Below are 21,561 nucleotides of genomic sequence, written 5' to 3' on the forward strand. Positions count from 1 at the left end.
ATGTAATGAAGGACACACGGGTGCCAACATGAAATCAGGGCATTCACTGCCAGCGCGACGTATTATAACGAAAGCACCAGCATATTACTCTTGCCCGACATCAAATCGACACCAATGAAACTGAACGGCGGACCACCACCCTTACCCCCGAAACAGCCCGCGCCGGACCAGCCCCCCCGGAGTCCGGCCGCGGTTACTCCCGGCACCAGCACGGCGCCCGGGGCTGCGCTTTCGGCCAGACAACAACTGGCCCAGTTACAGCTGGCTGATCGGGAGACAGCGTTGGCCAAAGTGGCGGAGATCCTGAGGCAGAAAGGCGGGGGCCATGAGCTGTTGCTGGAACTGCGCGGACAATCCCTGAAAGTCGCTGCCGGCAACCAGTCACCGGATCTGTCCGTGGGCGATCTGATCAAGGTCATGCGGGCCGGTAACGAATTGCAGCTGATAGGCAAGCTGGCGCCGGGCCAGGAGAGTGCCGTTGCCCGGGCCCTGGCCCAGCGACTACCCTGGCAACAGAGCCTTCAGGCTGGCCTGACACAACTGTTCAGTGCCCTGAGCCAGGGCCTGAAACTGCCACCCCCACCCGGGCAATTGCCATCTACCACCAGCGCACAGCCTCTGCCAGCGCCCGCACAGCAGGCCCTGCAACAGCTGATCAACCAGTTACCCAAGGCTGGCGCCCTGGCGCCTGGCGCCGGCAAGACCGAATCCATGGCCACTCAGGTACGGCAGTGGTTGTCTGAAAGCGGCCTGTTTTCCGAGGCTCGATTGCTACAGGCCGGCCCTTCCGTCGCCAGCCAACCAGATCTTAAACTGGTATTGGCGAAGGTGGTGTCGGCTCTGCTCGCCAGCCAGAACCAGGGGCCGGAGCAATTCAACCGACTGACACCTCTGGCCAGCCAGGATCTGCTGCAGGCGCCATTGCAGTTTCCCAGAGCACCAGCGCCGACCGCCTCTCAGAACACGGGGGAGCCGGCCACGGTCGGGCAGACCCTGCGCCTGCTTGCCGGCATGCTGAACCGGATTACCGTAAACCAGCTGCACAGCCAGACGCTGAATGCCCGGGCCGGCGCCGAACCGGGCGTGCCCGTGAACACTATGCTGATTGAACTGCCATGGTTAACGCCGCAACAGGAACCCCGAACGGCGCAATTACGACTGGAACAGTACTCTCAGGAGAAGGACGGCAGCAACCGGCCGGAACGGACCAGCGCCAGCGAGTGGCGACTGTCCCTGTCGATGAATCTGGATGAGGCGGGGCCGCTGCATTTCGATGTCACCTTCCGGCCTCCGTCTGTGAGCGCTCTGGTCTGGGCGGAAAACCAGGCCACCCTGAGAACCGTGCACCGCGAGCTGCCGCTGCTGCGCCAGAGCCTGAACGACCTCGGGCTGGAAGTCACCGACCTGGACTGTCGCAGGGGCAGCCCTCAGCAGATGCAAACCCGGCTGGAACATCGACTGGTGGATACCAAGGCATGACCGAAAACGCACAGAACAATATCCCGGCCGCTGTCGCCCTCAAGTACGACGGTGAACGGGCACCGGTTATCTCGGCAACCGGCACGTGGGAACTGGCCGAGGAGATTATCCGGATCGCCCGCGACAACAATGTCCCGTTGTACGAGAATGCCGAGCTTGCCGGCATTCTGGCGCGTCTGTCGTTGAATGAAGAGATTCCGGAAGAGTTGTACCGGGTAATCGCGGAGATTCTGGCGTTTGCTTTCCACATCCGGGGCCGGACACCCGGAGATGCCCGGCCAGAGGAGGACAACCCGTCAGTGGATCAGGGAACGTAGCGCCCAGGCCTGCTGCCAATGCTCACCTTTGCGCGGCGCCACAGTGGTATCGAAGTAATGCTTCAGGCGTCGGCGGTCCTCCGGCTGATCCTTCAGGGCCGAGCCTATAACGTGGTGCATCATGTGTTCAACGGTCATGGCGCCGCCACCGTAATACCACGCATTCAGGCTGGCGGCGTGGGCCACGGATACGGCCTCGGCGGTGGACAGGGCCGCCCCTGCCAGCCGGTCGGTGCTCCGCCCGTCCAGAGTCTGCCCGTTACGCAATTCGTGGAAGATGGTCACCAGCACTTCCACCACCGACTGCTCCAGCGCCACATCGATTCCGGCACGCCGGTTGGCTCTGGCCACTTCCCGAAGAACCACATCGATCTCATCGTTCAGGTGCCGTATCGGCCGGATTTCCTCAAAGTCCATCCGTCGTTTCAGGGCCGCACTCATGCTGTGAACACCCTCATCAACACTGTTTGAGGTGGCCACCAGGTTAAAGCCTTCCCGTGCCAGAATAACGCCGTCTTCCCCCGGCAATTCCGGGATCACCACGACCCTGTCGGACAATACAGACAGCATGGCATCCTGCAGCGCCTGCGGGCAGCGGGCGATTTCTTCAAACCGGACCAACTGCCCCTCCATCATGCCCCGCAACAGCGGGGTTGGCACCAGCGCCTTTCGGCTGGGGCCCTCGGTGCGAAGCAGAGCTTCGTTCCAGCTGTAGAGCAACTGGCTGACCTGGCTGATGGCGCCGCCCTGCAAGGTCAGCGTGGAATTACCCGAAATCGCCGCAGCGAGCAGCTCCGACAGCCAGGATTTGGCCGTACCCGGCTCCCCCACCAGCAAGCACCCCCGGGACGTACACAGGGAAATGATGATCCGGACCACCATGGCCCGGTCGGCGACAAACTTACGCTCTATACCCAGTTTTTCATCGCCCAGCAGAAACTTCTCGACGCCCCGGGGCGACATCAGCCAGCCAGGAGGCATCGGGCCCGGATCCATGGACATCAGTTTGTCCAGTTCCTCGCGATAGGTTACTTCTGCCGGCTCGCGCTGGGCTGCCTTGTTCTTGGATCTGGTATTTTTCATCCGATACTCCTGCGGCCACCACGAACTTCCGGAGCCATGCGCTCCCTGGGCAGAATGCGGGGCAACTCAGACAGCGGAATGATGCCCTCGATGACATGATCCAGGGCACTATCCCGCATGGTCACGAGGCCGGCATCCAGCGCTCGCCAACGCAGCTCACCAATGGGAGGCTGACTGGAGATGGCATTACGGATGTCCGAGTCCACCTCCATGTACTCCACAATCGCAACCCGGCCCTGGGTACCCCGGCCGTTACACTTGTCGCAACCCTCCCCTTCAAAACACCGGAAATCCGCTGGCGCACCGTCCGGGAAAACCTCCGCCATAATGGCAGGATCGGGCCTGGCCGGCTTGCGGCAATGCTTGCAAATTCGCTTCGCCAACCGTTGCGCAATCACTGCCAGCAATTCGCCGGCGATGGAGTTGGGATGAACGCCCAGGTCGTAAAGTCTCTGCAGGGAATCCACGGCGTCATTACAGTGCAGCGTGGAGAGCACCACGTGACCGGTCTGAGAGGCGCGAATGGCTTCCAGTGCGGTCTCCTGATCCCGGATTTCACCGACAAGGATGACATCCGGGTCTTCCCGAACAAACGCCCGCATGGCATCGGCAAAACTGAATCCGATTTCAGAACGTACGCGGGTTTGCTGGATGTTGTCGATGGAGTACTCAATGGGATCCTCCACGGTAATCACCTTACGGCGGCCATCATCAGCCAGGGTCTGCAGGCCCGCATAGAGTGTGGTGGATTTACCAGATCCGGTCGGCCCGACCACCAGCACCAGTCCAGCCGGGTTATCCAGCAGGCGCTGATAACGGGAACCAATGGCCGATGACATCCCCAACTCAGCGATGGTCATTGCTCGACCGGTTTGCGGCAACAGGCGGATAATCGCATTCTCACCGTGCAGTGAGGGCTGGGTCTGGATCCGCAAATCGTAGGAGGTGTCTCCGAGCTGCAGCCTGGAACGCCCACCCTGGGGCAACCGGTGCTCAGCGATATTCAACTCCGCCCGAAGCTTGATGACGTTGATAACGCCGCGAATTTCCCGGGCAGACAACTGGTATTGCGGTAAATCGTGCAGATCGCCATCCACCCGCAAGCGAATGCGCACCCGGTTCTCATACTGTTCGATATGAATATCGCTGGCCTTCTCGCTGACGGCATCCAGCAGAATAGCCTCATACACAGACACCAGATACGGGCTGATGTGTTTGTTGCTGTCCTTGCCGAGCAGATCATTGCCCGATGTATCCGGTTTTTCGGTGCTGCCCACCGACACGCCATGCTCCGCCACAAAGCGGCTGCCCTTGACAGTCAGATCCAGCGCCGACCAGATCCGCCGGAAGTCCGTCGGTGTCACCAGCAGACAGACAATTCGATGCTTGGGTGTCAGCCGTTCCATCTGATCGGTACGTGCATCCGGGTCGTCGGTGACCACGGTCAACGTGCTGTCCTCTTCCGACACCGGGATCACGCGGGAGAGATCCAGAAAGGTTCGGGAAAAACGCCGGAACAGGTCCGTATTCAGATGACTGAGTACGTCATCACCATCGGTAAACGTCATGCCCCGCTGCTGGGCAAGAGACCGGTAGAGATCAATCTCTTCCAGATTCAACCGGCGACGCAGGACATCCAGTACCCGTTCGTTTTTGGTCGCCGCCTCGGTGCGGGCATCCGCCAGTGCCGCTTCGGAGACCACGCCAAGATCAATCAGAATCTGTTCAGAGTTACGGTTGAAATCCACCCAGCCCAGGGTTCTGACCCGCTCCAGCTTGTCGCCCCTGCGCTGGAACATGGCGACACTGGGCACCGGCCCCGCCCGACCCTCCAGGCAAACCAGGTTCCCGCCCTCGCGCAGGTTCGGCAGAAGCGCCTTGGGGTCCTGAATGAAGGTCGTACACAGAATCAGGTCACAGGGCGCGTCCAGTTCCAGCCCGGTATCTGCCGAGGCCTGAACAACATCCACATTATGGACGCCGTGCTTGAAAAAGCGCTCGCGGGCTTTTTCCACCAGTGCCGGGTTGCGGTCAACATAAACCACCCGGTGAGCCAGATCCGCCAGCACGGCGGTCACATAACCTGAGCCGCCCCAACGTGCATGACAACCTGGTCAGGCTCGATCTCTGGCATCAGGCTCAGCAGGTGTCGAACCGTTTCTTCTCTGGGTATTGAGTGGCCGGTGATGGAGGGGACGAGATCGGCACCGGAAACAAAATCAGGGCGGGAAACAACAGCGAGGGCCTCAACGGCCCTCTGATAGAGCTTCTTCATTCAGCAGCATCCGATAAAACGCCGGATCAGGCCGCCTGTCGCCGCTTCAGGGCAGATACCAGTTCGGCCTCCGGACGGGAAATTCCGCAAGTATTCATAAGATCGTCGATATCCGCTCCAAGATCAACCAGTCGCGCGGCTTCGTCGTAGGAAATTCGCAACGGATCATTCTGCCGCATTTCTTCCAGAGTGTTCTTGAGCTCATGAATCTGCCGCTCACAGGCTACCAGGCGCTGCCCCACGCCGAGGCTGCCACTGGTAGTGGCATGCAGTTCACGGCCAAGGGTATCGCAACGCTGCTTGACAGAAGCCTGTAAGGCCCGGATACGCCGGCCATGGATAACACCCTGAACCAGAACCAGAGTGATGGCTGCAGCGGTCAGGCCCCAGGGGAGCCAGGAGGGAATGATGAAACTCATAATGGACGTCTCCGTTGTTTGTGACCACGGGAGACGTCCATCACTGCGCTGTGAAAAGCCGGTTACAGCGACGCGATTTCAGCCCACTCGTGGTCTGACAGCATCTTGTCGAATTCGACGAGAATAATCAGCTCGCCGTTCTTGTTGCACACGCCCTGGATGAACTTGGCACTTTCCTCGTTCCCCACGTTCGGTGCAGTTTCAATTTCACTGGCCTTGAGATAGACCACCTCTGCCACAGAATCCACCAGAATGCCCATCACCTGGCTGGACGACTCCATGACCACAATCCGGGTGGCATCGGTCACTTCCGCGTCCGCCAACCCGAACCGGCGACGGGTATCGATGACCGTAACCACGTTACCCCGCAGGTTGATGATCCCCAGCACATAATCCGGGGCTCCGGGAACCGGCGCGATTTCCGTGTAACGCAGCACTTCCTGGATCTGCATCACGTTGATGCCATAGGTTTCGTCATCCAGGCGGAAAGTCACGTACTGCAGTACCTGATCGTCCTGGGCCTGATTTTGCTGTCCGCTCGGGGATGCCATAGCACTCTCTCCTTCTCGGCTGCCCGGCGGGCAACCTGATCGTCAAAAATTCATCATCAGTGCCCAATACTATAGTTAAGGGCACAAACCGTGCCAGCCTCACACGGTTTCATTGAGTAACGGACCTGTTTAACTCAGATCCAGATGGTGTTCACGCTCTGCCCGCACCAACAGATGCGCCATGGTGCGCACATCGATCAACGCACACATGTGGTCAACCACGGTGCCCGCCAGCCAGGGGCGCTTGCTGCGCGCTGTGCGCCAGCGCACTTCATCCGGCCGCAGCGTGAAAGACTGGGCCACATCGTCACAGGCCAGCCCCCACTCACTGTCATCCAGCCGGATCACAAACCGATAATTGTCCCGGGCACCAGCCGGTACCCGGCCAGCCATAATCCACTCGGCGGTGTCCACAACCCGCAGGTTGTGGTCCCGATCCGGCCGTATCCCCATGTACCACCGGGGACTGCCAGGAATTGGCCGGATCTCTTCTTCAATACGATGGATGGCGCCCAACAGAACCAGCGGCACCGCCAACTGCAGCCCGGCCACCGTAAAAATCAGGCACTCGAACGGCTCTTCCGACCAGTCCGGGCGCGCCGGTGGCACCTCGCCATCGTTGCCCGGGGCCGTGACCGGCGCCTCCGTCTGAACCGGCTCCGGCGCTTTCTGTTCCACCACAGGTGCCTGAACGATTGGGCGAGGACGGGCTCTGGTGACAGGCTTTGCTTCGGTTTTTACCGGTTTCGGCGGCTCCGGTTCCGGTTGCGCCACTAACGGCTCCGGCTCAGGCTGTACCTGTTCTTCCTGCAACGCAGTGCTGGTGGCGGTGTGCAGCAATTCATCCAGATAACTGGCAATGGCCGCTTCCGGCGCTGCCAGTTGCGTCATTTTTCTGTCAGCCATGCTGACGCTCCTTCACCGAACCGGTTCGCTTCAGGAGGTCGTCCAACAAATGATCGTAGGCCCGGACACCGTGCGTTTCCGCATCCAGTTGCGAGGGAATAACCCCGGCCTGGCTGGCATCCCGGAATTTGGTATCAACCGGTACGGCGAAACGCCAGAGGGTATCCTGATAGGTCTTGCGCAACAGATTAAGGCTCTTGACCGAAGCCTGGGTCCGGCGATCATAGAGTGTGGGAACGATCATGTACGGTAATTCGTTCTTCTGGGAGCGCATGATCATTTGCAGGGTGTGCAGCATTCGTTCCAGGCCCTTGATGGCCAGAAACTCGGTCTGTACCGGAATCACCAGGTACTGGGCAGCGGCCAGTGCATTCACCATGAGCACACCCAGTGACGGCGTGTTGTCGAGAATCACGTAGTCAAAATCATCCCACAACTGGGCCAGGGCACGGGAGACAATCAGCCCCATACCCTCAACGCCAATCATCCGACGCTCCAGGGTGGCCAGTGCAGTACTGGCAGGCAGCAGCGACAGCCCGGGGCAACCGGTATCGGTGATCAGTTGCGCCGGCAGGCCTTCAGGAACCTTGCCCTGATGCTGAAACAGGTCAAATACGCTGTGGGCGATGGTATCCGGGTCATAACCAAACCAGCTGGTCAGCGATCCGTGCGGATCCAGATCAACCACCAGCACACGCTTGCCGCGCTGGGCCAGCAGTCCGCCCAGGGCGACCACAGAGGTTGTCTTCCCCACTCCACCTTTTTGATTCGCTACAGCCCAGATACGCACGTTTTGTTCTCCGGTAACGGCTCAGCCTGGCGTCATGCGCCGGCCTCTGTTCAACTTATCGGCAAGGATACGGGTAACTTGAAAGCCGAATCGATGGTTTTGCGGCAACCCCTTGCCGATTCGGACGATGAACAACAGGTAATACAGGAAGTGTGCCAGCTCAGCCATACGCATCTGCCACCGGCAGGTGATCAGCGCACCGCCCCCCGGATGCTTGCATCCCGGGAGATCAGCAGAACCACCCGGCGGTTACGCCGCCGGCCCTCCTCGGTATCGTTGCGGGCCACAGGCTGGTATTGACCATAACCCACCGCTGCCAGGCGCTCTGGCTCGATGCCCTCCATCATCAACATCCGGGCGACAGCCGCTGCACGGGCGGTCGAAAGTTCCCAGTTGGACGGAAAGCGGCTGGTACGAATGGGTTGGTTATCGGTAAAGCCTTCCACCTTGACCGCATTGTCGCGGTTGCGCAGTACACTGGCGATCTTTTCAATGACTTCAAAAGAGTCGTAATGGGGCTCAGCATCACCACTGCCAAAGAGCATGCTGTTCGGCAGATTGAGTTCAATCCACTCGCTGCTGGTTTCCAGACTCACTACCCCCTGATTGATCAGTTCGTCGAATTCCATGGCAAGCTGGTTGGCCATGGTTCGCAAAGCCTCGGTGCGACCCTCTGCATCCAGTTCCGGATTACGGGGCGCCTCGGTAACCGGCGGCGGAATAACATCTTCATGCTGTTGTTGCGGCGCCCGGACCGGCTGGCCGCCCACGGTGACCGGTTGCAATGAGCGCTGGGGGGCGTTAAAGACACCGGTGAAGGTTTCCGACAGCACCTTGTACTTGCCCTCATTCACGGACGATACCGAGTACATCACCACGAAAAAGGCAAACAGAAGCGTGATGAAATCCGCATAGGAAATCAGCCAGCGTTCCTTGTTATGGAGATCATCCTGGGGTGGTCTGCGACGGCGCATAGGAAGCCCTGGCCCGGAATTACTGCAGGAAGCCCCGCAGTCTCAATTCGATGGATTTCGGGTTTTCGCCCTCGGCAATGGCGATAATGCCATCGATCATCATGTCCTCATAACGGGTGCGTTCCTTGATGATGCCCCGCAATTTATTGGCCACCGGGAAGAACAACAGGTTGGCCAGGGCAACGCCGTAGATGGTCGCCACAAAGGCCGTGGCGATGCCGCCACCCAGTGATTGGGGATCTTCCAGATTGGTCATGACCTGAATCAGGCCCATCACCGCGCCAATAATACCAATCGTGGGGGAATACCCACCCATGGCCTCATAGACCCTGGCCGACTCCAGATCGCGCTGCTCCCGGGTTTCCAGGTCCACTTCCATGATACTGCGAATGGACTCGGGCTCGGCACCATCAACCAGCAACTGCAGCCCTTTCCGGGCAAACGGCTCGGGCTCTCTCTCCGCAAGCCCTTCTAGGCCCAGCAGGCCCTGTTTGCGGGCTTTGACGCTCCAGTCGATGACCTTGCCAATGCCATCTTCCAGCGAGATGTAGGGCGGAATAAACACCCAGCGAACCTGACCGAAGGCACGCTTGAGCATCGGCCAGGAGGTTTGCAGGATGGTCGCCGCCAGAGTTCCGCCCACCACGATCAACCCGGCCGGGCCGTTGAACAGCGAACTGACAGCGCCTCCTTCCAGCAGATTGCCACCCAGGATGGCCACGAACGCCAGGATGATTCCGAGCAGGCTCAGAATATCCATCAGCTCACACCTTCAACCAGCCGCGCGCCAATATCCTCCAGCGCCAGAATCTCGTCGCTCAGTCCGGCTTTGGCCACAGCCATCGGCATGCCATAGATGACGGAGGATTTCTCATCCTGGGACCAGATCACGGAACCGGACTGCTTCATCATCCTGCAGCCTTCCTTGCCGTCGGAACCCATACCAGTGAGGATCAGGCCCAGGGTTTTGCCTGGGAAGCTCCTGGCCAGAGAGCCGAAGGTAACATCCACACAGGGTTTGTAATTCAAGCGGTCATCGCCCGGAAGAATCCGCACTTTTGCCTGCCCGCCGCGACTTTCAATCATCATCTGCTTGCCACCGGGCGCCAGCAGGGCCAGTCCCGGACGAAGCACGTCGCCGTCCTCGGCCTGGCGCACCTCAATGCGACACAACTTGTTGAGCCGCTCGGCAAAGGCCGGAGTGAAGCTGGCGGGCATGTGCTGAACCAACACGATGGGCGCGGGAAACGAAGCCGGTAACGCCGTTAGCACCTTTTGCAGCGCAACGGGGCCACCGGTGGAAGTGCCGATGGCTACCACACTGTAGTGCCTGGCGGCCGTTTTTCTGGCGGGTTTACGAACCGGCTCGGAGGTCGCAGGGTCTTTACGGGGTTCCGTCGTTACCGGGCGGTGCAGGCGCGAACCGGCGCGCTCGACAGGTTCACGGCGAGGTTCCGCAGCCGGTGCCGCCGGCCTCGGGGCCACAGGCGCCGATCGGGCACCCGGGCGGCTACCGGCCACATCCAGAATACGCTGGATAAGGATTTTCTGAAGTTGACTGGTGTCCCTGGCAATTTCCTCGAAGTTCTTGGGCAGGAAATCCACTGCCCCGGCTTCCAGGGCATCCAGGGTAACGCGGGCACCTTCATAGGTCAGGGACGAGAACATCAAAACCGGGGTGGGATGTTTGCGCATGATCTCGCGCACGGCAGAGATGCCGTCCATCACCGGCATCTCGTAATCCATGGTGATCACATCGGGGCGCAGTTTTTCTGCCAGCTCGACACCTTCCCGCCCGTTGGTGGCGGCGCCTACCACTTTAATCTGGCCCGAGGCCGTCAGGATTTCCGTCAGCCGTTTGCGAAAAAAGCCCGAATCATCCACGACCAGGACAGAAACTGTCATCCATTTCTCCTACACAATCCCGGAAATTCCTGCTCAGCCGTAGTGCTGCAGGAGGCTCGGCACATCAATAATCAGGGCGATACGGCCATCACCGGTGATGGTGGCGCCGGCCATTCCTGGCGTCCCCTGCAGGGCCCGGCCCAGAGGTTTGATCACCACCTCTTCCTGGCCAATCAGCTGATCAACGACAAAGCCGACCTGTTTGGTCCCCATGGCCACAATCACCACGTGCGCAATCTCCGGCTCGGCCTGACCTGCCGCACCGTGCACCAGCCAGCGCTTGATGTGGAACAGTGGGAACACTTTGTCCCGCACGACAATACACTCTTTGCCGTCGACAATGTTGGTCTTGGTCAGATCCAGGTGGAAAATCTCCACCACATTCACCAGCGGCAGCGCGAAAGACTGGTCACCAAGCATGATCATCAACGTTGGCATAATGGCCAGAGTCAGCGGCACCTTGATGATAATGCTGGTGCCCTTGCCCTGTTCGGACATGATATTGATCTGCCCATTGAGCTGGCCGATCTTGGTTTTCACCACGTCCATGCCGACACCCCGACCAGAGACATCGGAAATCTGGTCCTTGGTGGAGAAACCGGCCGCAAAAATCAGATTGAAGCATTCGTTATCGGTAAGGCGGTCTGCCGCATCCTGATCGTACAGGCCCTTCTCGACCGCCTTGCGGCGCAAGACATCAGGATTCATACCGGCGCCGTCGTCGACAATGGACAGCAGAATATGGTCGCCTTCCTGCTCCGCCGACAGAGTCACGGTTCCAGCGCGAGGTTTGCCGGCCTTTTCCCGTACGTCCGGTGCCTCGACACCATGATCCACGGAATTTCTCACCAGGTGCACCAGGGGATCGGCCAGAGCTTCAACCAGGTTTTTATCCAGGTCGGTTTCCTCACCGTGCATGACCAGATTCACTTCTTTCTTCAGACTGCGGGCCAGGTCGCGCACCACTCTGGGGAAACGGCCGAAAACTTTCTTGATCGGCTGCATCCGTGTTTGCATGACGGCAGCCTGCAGATCCGTGGTCACCACATCGAGATTGGCCACTGCCTTGTGCATGTGTTCGTCTTCGCTTTCGGAACCCAGACGCTGCAGGCGGTTACGCACCAGCACCAGTTCGCCCACCATGTTCATGATGTCGTCCAGGCGCTTGGTATCAACCCGAACCGTGGTTTCGCCCGCTGGTGCGGCCTCACGGGCAGGTGCAGGCGCAGGGGCCGGCTTGGAAGCGGCCTTGCTCTCGGCTTTGGCTTCCGCTTTCTTTGGTTCCGGGGCTGGTTCGGCCTTGCTTGATGGAGCCGGCGCAGGCTTGGGCTCACCTGCGGCAGCCCCCGCGCTTGGGCCTGCACCCTTGCCATGCAGTTCGTCCAGCAGGTTCTCGAATTCGTCGTCGGAAATCAGATCGGCGTCACCGGATGATTTCTCCGAGCCACCGCTGGTGTCGATATCTGCCTTGGGCGCTTCATCTTCCGCAGGCGCGCCGGCAAACTGGCCCTTGCCGTGGAGTTGATCCAGCAGGGCCTCAAATTCATCGTCGGTAATCTCATCACTGTCTGAGCCGCCGGCGGATTCTGCCGGGGTGCTCACCTGCTCGTTGCCGACCGGTTTCTGGCCATCGGATTTTTCATCCGCCAACGCGTCCAGCAGCTGCTCGAACTCTTCGTCAGTGATATCGCCCTGATCCCCTTGCTGTCCGACATCCGCAGACGACGGCTCCTGTGCCGGGGTTGGTGCTTCCACCGCCGGTGCATCCTCGGACTCGGGTTTGGCGAGTGCATCCAGAGCTTCAATCAGTTCGTCCGGCGCGGGCGTCGGTTCTTCCCGGTTGCGGACTTCTTCGAACATGGCATTAACGTTGTCCAGCGCCTCCAGCACCACGTCCATCAGGTCCGGTGTTACCTTGCGCTTGTGATTCCGGAGAATATCAAACACGTTCTCCGCAGAGTGGCAGCAATTAACCAGTGCCTCCAGCTGAAGGAAGCCTGCGCCCCCTTTCACGGTATGGAAGCCACGGAAAATGGCGTTCAGCAGATCGCTGTCATCGGGATGCTGCTCCAGATCCACCAGCTGCTCCGACAACTTTTCGAGTATCTCGCCGGCTTCTACCAGGAAGTCCTGCAGGATCTCTTCATCAGCATCTAACGCCATGCGTCACCCTCTTTATTATCAGAATCCGAGACTGGACAGCAGATCGTCCACATCGTCCTGTCCCGAAACTACATCTTCCCGCTCATCGGCCTTGATCTGGGGCCCTACCCCTTTTTCGGCCGATTCTTCTTTTTCTTCAATCTGATGCACTGTGCCGGTCAGTTGATCAACGTGGCTGGCCATCACCACCAGACCAAGAAGGTTGTCTTCCACCTCTTTCACCAACGCGGTGACCTTCTGGATAACCTGACCGGTAAGATCCTGAAAATCCTGAGCCAGAAGGATTTCCGACAGGTTCTGGTACAGACTGTCGGAGTCTGTCGTCAGGCCAGCGAAGAACTTGTCGATGCGACCGTAAAGCTCCCGAAACTCCGCAGGCTCCATTTCACGACGGCGCAGACGCTGCCACTCATCCCGCAGGGAAACCGCTTCATCCCGCATGGCGTGAGCCACCGGCATGCTTTCCTCAACCAGATCCATGGTGCGGTTCGCCGCCTGGCTGGTCATCTGAACCACATAGGCCAGACGGTCAGAAGCGTCGCTCATCTTCGACAGCACTTCTTTCTGCTCGGCATTACGCGGGTCTATCTGGAAGTTCCGGATTGCCTCATGGAGGCTGCGGGTCAGTCGCCCCACTTCCCGATACAGACTCTGATCGCGAACCTCGCTCAGTTCATTGATCAGGGTCATCGCCTTGGCATAATTCCCGGCGTTTACATTCTCGGCCAGGTCGGAGGCCTGCTTTTGAAGCTTCTCCGCCACCTCCGGATCAAGGCCCTGATGGTTCTGTTTGGTATCACTCATGGCGAGCCATCCGACCTCTGGTTACTGGATTCGTTCGAAGATTTTCTCGATCTTTTCCTTCAGCACGGCTGCCGTGAAAGGCTTGACCACATACCCGTTCACCCCGGCCTGAGCCGCAGCCACGATCTGGTCCCGCTTAGCCTCTGCCGTTACCATCAGAACCGGCAGGTTCTTCAGGTTTTCATCAGCACGGACAGCCTTCAGAAGGTCAAAGCCCGACATGCCGGGCATGTTCCAGTCAGTCACCAGGAAGTCATACTTGCCGCTTCGGAGCATGGGCAACGCGGTGTTGCCATCGTCTGCTTCATCCGTATTGGTGAAGCCGAGATCTCGCAGCAGGTTTTTGATGATGCGTCGCATTGTGGAGAAGTCATCCACAATGAGAATTTTCATGTTCTTGTCCAATGGGACCTCCAGTCAGTAACACCCGGAATTCATTCAGCCTTTTGGAAGTCTAGCAGGCTGCTACCTTAAGCGCTTATTGTGTGGTGTTTGCGCACGTTGTAAAGCATCGTTTACCAAAAGCTACACAGCTTGCTGAGAGAGAAACACAGCACCTGGCCGATCAGTCGTTGTCACCATCCCGCCACTCGGCCAGCCGGCTGCGAAGTCGCAACGCCGCCTGGCTGTGAATCTGGCTTACCCGACTCTCACTGACCCCAAGTACCGCGCCGATTTCCTTGAGGTTGAGCTCTTCCTGGTAGTACAGGCTCAACACCAGCTTTTCGCGCTCAGGCAATTGCTCGATGGCGTCCGCCAGACTGCGCTGGAAAGCGCCGGAAGCAATACCGTCCAGTGGATTCTCACTGGCCTCTGGTTCTTCTATCGGCAGCTCGCCGGATTCATTGAGCTCATCAAGGCTAAAAAGTCGACCGCTGTTAGCGTCGGCCAGTGAGGCGTGATATTCGTCCAGACCAATGCCGAGCTCTTCGGCCACTTCAGCATCCTGGGCCTCGCGCCCGGTACGATCTTCCACTTGTTTGATGGCACTGGCGATTCGCCGGGCATTACGATGCACTGAGCGGGGCACCCAGTCGCCTTTGCGGATTTCGTCCACCATGGCGCCACGGATGCGAATGCCGGCATAGGTTTCAAAGGTGGCGCCCTTGCCTGAAGAGTAGCGCTGCGCAGCCTCCAGCAGGCCAATCATACCGGCCTGCATAAGGTCTTCGAGCTGCACCGATGCGGGCAGTCGGGCCATGAGATGAAGGGCGATTTTCTTGACCAGCGGCGCATGCTCTTCAATCAGGGCTGAAGGGCTCCTGGCGCCGGCCTGATGGTAAATTCCCAGATTTTTCGCCAATGTCATGTATCCGGTTTTCTTGTAGGACTGGATTCAGATCAGACTTCGACGAGCCGCTCCACGAAGAACTCGAGATGCCCCCTGGGAGAGGACGGCAAAGGCCAACTGTCCACTTTTTCGGCCAGAGCCCGGATAGCCAGCGAGGCTTTCGCCCTCGGATAGGCATCCAATACCGCTTTCTGTCTTTGGACGGCTTTCTTGACGGCCTCGTCGTAAGGCACGATACCTACATATTGTAGTGCCACATCCAGAAAACGCTCGGTGACCCGGGTCAGTTTTTCAAACAGATGGCGGCCTTCCTGCTCATTGCGGACCTGGTTTGCCAGGATACGGAAGCGGTTGGTGCCATAATCCCGGTTCATCAGTTTGATCAGCGCGTAGGCATCGGTAATGGAAGTAGGTTCGTCGCAGACCACCAGCAGAAGTTCCTGCGAGGCCCTGAGGAAGCTGACCACCGATTCAGAAATACCTGCGGCGGTATCCACAATCAGGACGTCAATCTGGTCGCCCAGCTCACTGAAAGCGTTGATCAGGCCGGCATGTTCCATGGCGCTGAGTTGGGTCATACGCTGGGTGCCGGAGGAAGCCGGTACAATCTTGATACCGCCAGGGCCATTCACCAGCACGTCTTTCAGATCACAATCGCCGCTGAGTACGTCTTGAAGATTTCGATTGGCGGTAATGCCGAGCAACACATCGATGTTGGCGAGCCCGAGATCCGCGTCCAGCAAGACAACCCGGCGCCCCTTCTGGGCCAGGGCGATACCGAGATTGACCGAAACATTGCTCTTGCCGACACCGCCCTTGCCGCCGGAAACCGCAATCACCTGAACCGGATGTGGTCTGCTCATACTGTTATCAGTCTCTTACTACGTTCTTGTACGGGCACGCGTGCCGGTGTTTTATTCTGGTCGCCAACGAGGCTCAGGCACCTTCGGCGACTGTCTGTGCGCTCTGCACGGCCTTAAGCCGTTCTACGCCCAGGCGCACTAACGGAATGGCCTCCGCCCTCTGGAGATCTTCCGGTATCTTCTGGCCATCGGTGTACCAGGCCACCGGTAAGCTGGTCTCCATAACGAACCCGAGCGCTTCGCCCAGGGTCAGGGCCTCATCAATCTTGGTCATGATGCAGCCTGCAAGGCTTGCCATCTTATAGCAATGCCACACGGATTTCATGATACGTGGCTGACTGGTGGCGGAGACCACCAGATGTGTACGGATATTGTGATCGCTGCGAGCCAACTCCGCCAGTTGTTCCTGGTAACCGCGGTCGGCACTGGTCAGGCCGGCAGTGTCAATCAGCACCAGGTGTCGATCCGATAACTCATCAAGAATGTCATCCAGGGAATGGCTCTCATCCACCACACGCACGGGCACATTCAGGATGCGGCCGAACACGAAGAGCTGTTCATGAGCGGCCACACGATAGCGGTCGGTGGTCACCAGTGCCAACGAATCCGGACCATGCTCAAGGACGTAGCGGGCCGCCAGCTTGCCAATGGTGGTGGTTTTGCCAGACCCGGTTGGCCCGACCAGGGCATAGATACCGCCGGCATCAAGCCAGTCTTCGCGACCGGTACGAACGCCGGTCGCCAGCATTTTCAGTGACTGCTTCCAGCCGTCCTCCAGACGCCCGGCCCGGTGCCGACGGGACAGAGAGCCGGCCAGCTCCGCGCCCAAACCGAACTCCTGCAGGCGCTCGGCCAATCGTTGCTGAACTGCGCTGTTGCCGGTCGGCGTGGCAGTTGCAGCCTTACCACTGACCAGATCACGCAGAGAGCTGATTTCGGCACGCATACTGGCCAGTTCATCGGCATAGCCACCGGCGCCGGATTCGCTACCCGCAAACGGCTTTGCCAGCGCTTCATCACTGGGACGTGACGCCGGAAAATCGGCAGTCTCGAAAGACAAGGACGACGCCACGCCACCTGAGGCGCCACTTCCTGCGCGCTTTTCCCGAACCTCACGAATGCGACTGCGGGACCGGTTCAGCTCCTCTTCCAGCCGACGATGCTGCTCGGCCTGCATCTCTGCCAGCCGGGAGCCGTTGGTGGCTTCAACCGCCCTATCGCCAAGACGCTGACGCGCCATGTTTTCGTCGTAGTCGAGTGCCGTCACGATCTCAACACCACCATCAACCCGGCGGTTAGACAGAATAACGGCATCCGGCCCCATTTCGTGGCTTACCTGCTTCAGGGCCTCAGCCATGGACTGCGCAAAAAACCGTTTTACTTTCATGCTGTTTCATCCTCCCACCGGCAAGCACTCTGGCTCCCCGCGATGCTCCGTCGGTTTATTGACCCACAGAAGCGACTATCGTGATCTGTTTGTTATCCGGGATTTCCTGGTAAGAGAGCACATGCAAACGCTCTACCCCGTAGCTGGCAAACTTCGCCAGTACTGGCCGCAAGGGCCCCGAAACCAGCAGGATGGCGGGCTTGCCGAGCATTTCCTGGCGCTGCACGCTGTCCTGAAGGGATCGTTGCAGCTTTTCCACCATGTTGGGCTCAAGCACCAGACCAATGTCATCCTGACCGCCGGATTGTTGACTCTGCTGAACAGACTTCAGCAATAACTGTTCCAGGTCTGGATCCAACGTGATAACAGGGATTTCGGCGTCGTTGCCACAAATACTCTGAACAATCATCCGGCGCAGCGCCTGGCGGGCTACCGTGGTCAGTACTTTCGGGTCCTGACTCTTTGGATGCACGTTCACGATGGCCTCGGCAATGGAGCGCATATCCCGCACCGGCACTTCTTCTTTCAACAGGTTCTGCAAAACTTTCAACAGGATGCTGATGGAAATCGTGGTCGGCACCAGTTCCTCCGCCAGCTTGGGCGAAATCTTCTCCAACTGGTCCAGCCACTTCTGGGCTTCTTCGTGGCCAATCAGTTCATGAGCGTGTTTCTGCAGGATCTGATTCAGATGTGTCGCCACCACGGTACTCGCATCCACCACGGTGTAACCCAGGGTCTGGGCCTGATCCTTCCTGTCGGACTCAATCCAGATGGCGTCCAGGCCGAAGGCGGGGTCCTTGCCGGCAATGCCTTCAACTTTGCCAAACACCTGCCCCGGATCAATGGCCAGCTCCCGCTCCGGATGGATCTCGGCCTCGGCAATGGTCACGCCCATCAGGGTAATCCGGTAGACGTTCGGCATAAGATCCAGGTTGTCGCGAATGTGCACCGAGGGCATGAGGAAGCCCAGATCCTGCGAAAGCTTCTTACGAACCCCCTTGATCCGACTGAGCAATTGTCCACCCTGGGATTTGTCTACCAACGGAATCAGGCGGTAGCCTACCTCCAGCCCGACAATGTCCACCGTGGCCACGTCATCCCATCCGAGCTCGCGGGTTTCTCCCGGCGCCGGCAGTGCCTGCCCCTCGCCACCCGGACGATCCGGAGAGATTTCCGCACCCTGCCGGGCCGCACCACCAGCCATGCCGCCACGGCCAACAAAACCACCTTCATCCTCAACCGTTTGCTGCTGTTTCTTCCAGATAAACCAGGCTGCGCCAGCGGCCAGCAAACCAAGGCCGAGAAACGCGATGTGGGGCATCCCCGGAATCAGGCCAAGCAGAATCAGGATACCGGCCGCAATGCCCAACGCTTTGGGAGCGCTGAACATCTGCTGAATGATCTGGCCACCCATGTCCTGGCTGGAGGTGACCCGGGTAACCATGATGGCGGCAGACGTGGAGAGCAACAGCGAGGGAATCTGGGCAACCAGACCATCACCGATGGTCAGTAACGCATAGCGCTCCATTGCCAGACCAAAATCCAACCCGTGCTGCATCATGCCGATAGCCACACCACCAACGATGTTGATCGCCAGGATCAGCAAGCCTGCAACGGCATCGCCTTTCACAAACTTCGAGGCGCCGTCCATAGAACCGTAAAAGTCCGCTTCCTGAGCGATTTCCGAACGGCGTGACTTCGCCTCGTCCTGATTGATCAGCCCGGCGTTCAGATCGGCGTCAATCGCCATCTGCTTGCCCGGCATGGCATCCAGAGTGAAGCGGGCACTGACCTCAGACACCCGGCCGGCACCTTTGGTGACAACCAGGAAGTTGATGATCATAAGGATGGCGAAAACCACCAGACCAACAGCGTAGTTTCCCCCAATCAGGACTTCACCAAAGGACTCGATGACTTTACCGGCAGCATCACCGCCCTCATGGCCGTTCAGCAATACAATCCGGGTGGACGCCACGTTCAGGCCCAGCCGCAACAGGGTGGCCACCAGCAATACCGTGGGAAACGAGGCAAATTCCATCGGCCGCATGGCGTACACACAGACCAGCAGAATGACGATGGACAGAGTGATATTGAAGGTGAAGAACACATCCAGCAGGAACGCAGGCATGGGCAGAATCATCATGCCAAGCAGCCCCATCAGCATCAGGGGGATGCCGAGGTTCCCCCGCGTCAGGGATTTGACGTTGTTAAGGACTAGAGCTCTGTCCATGCCGGGTCTGTCTCCACGTATCTGTGCCTGCGGGCATTTTCCGGGTCGAAAATCTGACACCAGGGGTCGCTTTCCGGGTGGTATCGCAAGAACCGTACCAGCCCTTGCAAAATTTGACGTCTGCGCACCTTTCAACGCCTGACGCAGCGGCCCAGATACGGTATCCTTTCGCCATTTGCATTATCCCGATTCAAGCCAGAAACCCGAACACACAGGTGACCCCATGCCGATCCATGAAGTGAAGCACCCTCTGATCCGCCACAAGCTCGGCCTCATGCGCCGCGCCGACATCAGTACCAAAAACTTCCGAGAGCTGGCACAGGAAGTTGGCGCGTTGCTGACTTACGAGGCCACCAAAGACTTCAATCTTCAGGAAAAAACCATTGAGGGCTGGGCCGGCCCGGTCTCCGTGGAGCAGATCCACGGCAAGAAGGTAACCATCGTGCCCATCCTACGTGCCGGTCTGGGCATGCTGGACGGTGTCCTGAGCCTGATTCCGGTGGCCCGGGTGAGCGTGGTTGGCCAGATCCGCAACGAAGACACCCTCGAAGCGGAAACCTACCTGGAAAAACTGGTAGGCGAGCTGGATCAGCGCATGGCCCTGATCATCGATCCGATGCTGGCTACCGGCGGCTCCATGATTTCCACCATCGATTTGCTCAAGAAGGCCGGCAGCACCGAAATCCGGGCCCTGGTTCTGGTGGCTGCGCCGGAGGGCGTGGAAAAGGTTCTGGAAAAACACCCGGACGTGTCCATCTACACCGCGTCGGTGGATGAGCGCCTGAACGAGAAAGGCTACATTCTGCCGGGCCTGGGTGATGCCGGCGACAAGATCTTCGGCACCAAGCAGAAGGACGTCTGAGCATGCAGGACCATAACAACGATCCGGTCTGGAAACAGGCTATTGCCGGTTCCCAGATGCTGCTGGTGGCTTTTGGCGCCCTGGTACTGATGCCACTGATTACCGGCCTGGACCCGAACGTCGCGCTGTTCACTGCCGGCCTGGGCACTCTGATTTTTCACATTGTCACCGGTGGCCAGATCCCGATCTTCCTGGCTTCATCGTTCGCGTTCATCGCGCCCGTGCTGGCCTCTAAAGGCCGCTTTGGCCTGGAAGAAACCCTCGGTGGCCTGATGGCCGCAGGCATTCTGTATATCATTCTGTCCGGGGCGATTCGCCTGCGTGGTACCGGCTTCATTACCCGGCTGCTGCCTCCGGTGGTGATTGCACCGGTCATCATGACCATAGGCCTGGGGTTGGCTCCGGTAGCAGTGTTTATGGCTACAGGCAAAACCGGTGACGGCCAGACTCAGCTGGTGCCCTACAACACTGCCATATGGATTGCCATGATCTCTTTGGCCGTGACCATCATCATGTCGGTCTGGGCCAAGGGCATTTTCCGGCTGATCCCGATCATGTTCGGTGTCCTCGTGGGTTACCTTCTCTCTGCCATCATGGGCATTGTTGACACAACGCCGATCCAGCAGGCTGAGTGGCTGGCAATGCCAAACTTCGTAGCACCGGCGTTCAGCTGGGGCGCTATCCTGTTCATGATTCCGGTCGCCATCGCACCGGCCATCGAACACATCGGCGACGTTCTGGCCATCGGTAACGTTACCCGCAAGAACTATCTGGAAAAACCGGGCTTGCACCGTACCCTGCTGGGTGATGGTCTGGCCACCAGCGCTGCCTCGCTGCTTGGCGGTCCTCCCAACACCACGTATTCCGAGGTAACCGGTGCGGTGATGCTGACCAAGAACTTCAACCCGAGAGTTATGTGGTGGGCGGCGGTGGTTGCCATTGTTCTGGCGTTTGTCGGCAAGTTCGGCGCCGCGTTGCAGACCATTCCGGTACCGGTTATGGGCGGCATCCTCTGCCTGCTGTTCGGTTCAATCGCCGTTGTCGGCCTGAATACCCTGATCCGACATCAGGTGGATCTGTCCCAGTCCCGTAATCTGGTGATCGTAGGCGTGACCCTGGTCTTTGGTATCGGCAACATGGCGCTGGGCCAACTGGAAGGCATCGCCCTGTGCGCAGTGGTTGCCATCATCCTTAACCTGATCCTGCCGGGCGAACGGGAAGCCTGGGGCAAGCGGATTCACGAGCACGAATCCAGCTGACCC

Annotated in this window: 22 protein-coding genes; 4 read left to right on the forward strand and 18 right to left on the reverse strand. The window is 59.0% G+C overall.

Annotated elements, in window-relative coordinates:
• Positions 1–114: 114 nt before the first annotated feature.
• The gene (gene fliK / locus ACSSVV_RS02560; protein WP_454105539.1) at positions 115–1,479 is read left to right on the forward strand and encodes a flagellar hook-length control protein FliK; all 1,365 of its coding nucleotides are present in this window, start codon (positions 115–117) and stop codon (positions 1,477–1,479) included.
• The gene (locus tag ACSSVV_RS02565) at positions 1,476–1,796 is read left to right on the forward strand and encodes an EscU/YscU/HrcU family type III secretion system export apparatus switch protein (protein WP_011785436.1); all 321 of its coding nucleotides are present in this window, start codon (positions 1,476–1,478) and stop codon (positions 1,794–1,796) included. Before fliK ends, ACSSVV_RS02565 begins: the two co-directional genes overlap by 4 nt.
• Here ACSSVV_RS02565 and ACSSVV_RS02570 read toward each other — a convergent pair.
• The 18 genes from ACSSVV_RS02570 to flhA form a co-directional block, all read right to left on the reverse strand.
• The gene (locus tag ACSSVV_RS02570) at positions 1,776–2,879 is read right to left on the reverse strand and encodes an ATP-binding protein (protein WP_113878976.1); all 1,104 of its coding nucleotides are present in this window, start codon (positions 2,877–2,879) and stop codon (positions 1,776–1,778) included. The genes ACSSVV_RS02565 and ACSSVV_RS02570 overlap by 21 nt on opposite strands.
• Positions 2,876–4,957: an ATPase, T2SS/T4P/T4SS family gene (locus ACSSVV_RS02575; RefSeq protein ID WP_454105493.1), complete on the reverse strand. Its 2,082-nt coding sequence runs from the start codon at positions 4,955–4,957 to the stop codon at positions 2,876–2,878. The genes ACSSVV_RS02570 and ACSSVV_RS02575 overlap by 4 nt, the downstream gene beginning before the upstream one ends.
• Positions 4,954–5,154, reverse strand: a complete 201-nt coding sequence (locus tag ACSSVV_RS02580) for a hypothetical protein (RefSeq protein ID WP_023010588.1) — start codon at positions 5,152–5,154, stop codon at positions 4,954–4,956. The genes ACSSVV_RS02575 and ACSSVV_RS02580 overlap by 4 nt, the downstream gene beginning before the upstream one ends.
• A 26-nt stretch (positions 5,155–5,180) precedes the next feature.
• Positions 5,181–5,573 carry a DUF2802 domain-containing protein gene (locus ACSSVV_RS02585; RefSeq protein ID WP_113878975.1) on the reverse strand — a complete coding sequence of 131 codons (393 nt, stop codon included), beginning with the start codon at positions 5,571–5,573 and terminating at the stop codon, positions 5,181–5,183.
• A gap of 62 nt (positions 5,574–5,635) precedes the next feature.
• Complete coding sequence (locus tag ACSSVV_RS02590; RefSeq protein WP_011785440.1) at positions 5,636–6,124, reverse strand: chemotaxis protein CheW; 489 nt, start codon at positions 6,122–6,124, stop codon at positions 5,636–5,638.
• A gap of 129 nt (positions 6,125–6,253) precedes the next feature.
• Positions 6,254–7,030: a chemotaxis protein CheW gene (locus tag ACSSVV_RS02595; RefSeq protein ID WP_022991607.1), complete on the reverse strand. Its 777-nt coding sequence runs from the start codon at positions 7,028–7,030 to the stop codon at positions 6,254–6,256.
• Positions 7,023–7,820: a ParA family protein gene (locus ACSSVV_RS02600; RefSeq protein ID WP_011785442.1), complete on the reverse strand. Its 798-nt coding sequence runs from the start codon at positions 7,818–7,820 to the stop codon at positions 7,023–7,025. The genes ACSSVV_RS02595 and ACSSVV_RS02600 overlap by 8 nt, the downstream gene beginning before the upstream one ends.
• Positions 7,821–7,841: 21 nt before the next feature.
• The gene (locus ACSSVV_RS02605; protein ID WP_157680627.1) at positions 7,842–7,988 is read right to left on the reverse strand and encodes a hypothetical protein; all 147 of its coding nucleotides are present in this window, start codon (positions 7,986–7,988) and stop codon (positions 7,842–7,844) included.
• 23 nt (positions 7,989–8,011) lie between these two features.
• Complete coding sequence (gene motD, locus ACSSVV_RS02610) at positions 8,012–8,794, reverse strand: flagellar motor protein MotD (RefSeq protein WP_011785443.1); 783 nt, start codon at positions 8,792–8,794, stop codon at positions 8,012–8,014.
• A 19-nt stretch (positions 8,795–8,813) separates the two neighbouring features.
• A complete protein-coding gene (locus ACSSVV_RS02615) occupies positions 8,814–9,554 on the reverse strand; it encodes a flagellar motor protein (RefSeq protein WP_011785444.1) in 741 nt (246 codons plus the stop codon).
• Positions 9,554–10,699: a protein-glutamate methylesterase/protein-glutamine glutaminase gene (locus ACSSVV_RS02620; RefSeq protein ID WP_011785445.1), complete on the reverse strand. Its 1,146-nt coding sequence runs from the start codon at positions 10,697–10,699 to the stop codon at positions 9,554–9,556. Before ACSSVV_RS02620 ends, ACSSVV_RS02615 begins: the two co-directional genes overlap by 1 nt.
• Before the next feature lie 33 nt (positions 10,700–10,732).
• Positions 10,733–12,862, reverse strand: coding sequence for a chemotaxis protein CheA (locus tag ACSSVV_RS02625; RefSeq protein ID WP_023010590.1), 2,130 nt, complete (start codon positions 12,860–12,862; stop codon positions 10,733–10,735).
• A gap of 18 nt (positions 12,863–12,880) precedes the next feature.
• A complete protein-coding gene (locus tag ACSSVV_RS02630) occupies positions 12,881–13,666 on the reverse strand; it encodes a protein phosphatase CheZ (protein ID WP_014421047.1) in 786 nt (261 codons plus the stop codon).
• Positions 13,667–13,687: 21 nt separating this feature from the next.
• Positions 13,688–14,071, reverse strand: coding sequence for a chemotaxis response regulator CheY (gene cheY / locus ACSSVV_RS02635; RefSeq protein WP_011785448.1), 384 nt, complete (start codon positions 14,069–14,071; stop codon positions 13,688–13,690).
• A 160-nt stretch (positions 14,072–14,231) separates the two neighbouring features.
• The gene (locus tag ACSSVV_RS02640; RefSeq protein WP_454105494.1) at positions 14,232–14,975 is read right to left on the reverse strand and encodes an RNA polymerase sigma factor FliA; all 744 of its coding nucleotides are present in this window, start codon (positions 14,973–14,975) and stop codon (positions 14,232–14,234) included.
• A gap of 32 nt (positions 14,976–15,007) precedes the next feature.
• The gene (locus ACSSVV_RS02645; protein ID WP_011785450.1) at positions 15,008–15,820 is read right to left on the reverse strand and encodes a MinD/ParA family protein; all 813 of its coding nucleotides are present in this window, start codon (positions 15,818–15,820) and stop codon (positions 15,008–15,010) included.
• 73 nt (positions 15,821–15,893) lie between these two features.
• Positions 15,894–17,207 (reverse strand): flagellar biosynthesis protein FlhF, encoded by a 1,314-nt coding sequence (flhF, locus tag ACSSVV_RS02650; protein ID WP_023010592.1) that lies wholly within the window; start codon positions 17,205–17,207, stop codon positions 15,894–15,896.
• Between the two features lie 55 nt (positions 17,208–17,262).
• The gene (gene flhA, locus ACSSVV_RS02655) at positions 17,263–19,437 is read right to left on the reverse strand and encodes a flagellar biosynthesis protein FlhA (RefSeq protein ID WP_014421044.1); all 2,175 of its coding nucleotides are present in this window, start codon (positions 19,435–19,437) and stop codon (positions 17,263–17,265) included.
• Positions 19,438–19,660: 223 nt separating this feature from the next.
• Between flhA and upp the strand changes: the two genes are divergently transcribed.
• Together upp and ACSSVV_RS02665 are read left to right on the forward strand one after the other, a co-directional pair.
• Positions 19,661–20,299, forward strand: coding sequence for a uracil phosphoribosyltransferase (gene upp / locus ACSSVV_RS02660; RefSeq protein WP_011785453.1), 639 nt, complete (start codon positions 19,661–19,663; stop codon positions 20,297–20,299).
• Positions 20,300–20,301: 2 nt separating this feature from the next.
• The gene (locus ACSSVV_RS02665; protein ID WP_022991613.1) at positions 20,302–21,558 is read left to right on the forward strand and encodes a uracil-xanthine permease family protein; all 1,257 of its coding nucleotides are present in this window, start codon (positions 20,302–20,304) and stop codon (positions 21,556–21,558) included.
• The last annotated feature ends 3 nt before the right edge of the window (positions 21,559–21,561 follow it).

This window comes from Marinobacter sp. MBR-105 (genome assembly GCF_053628895.1).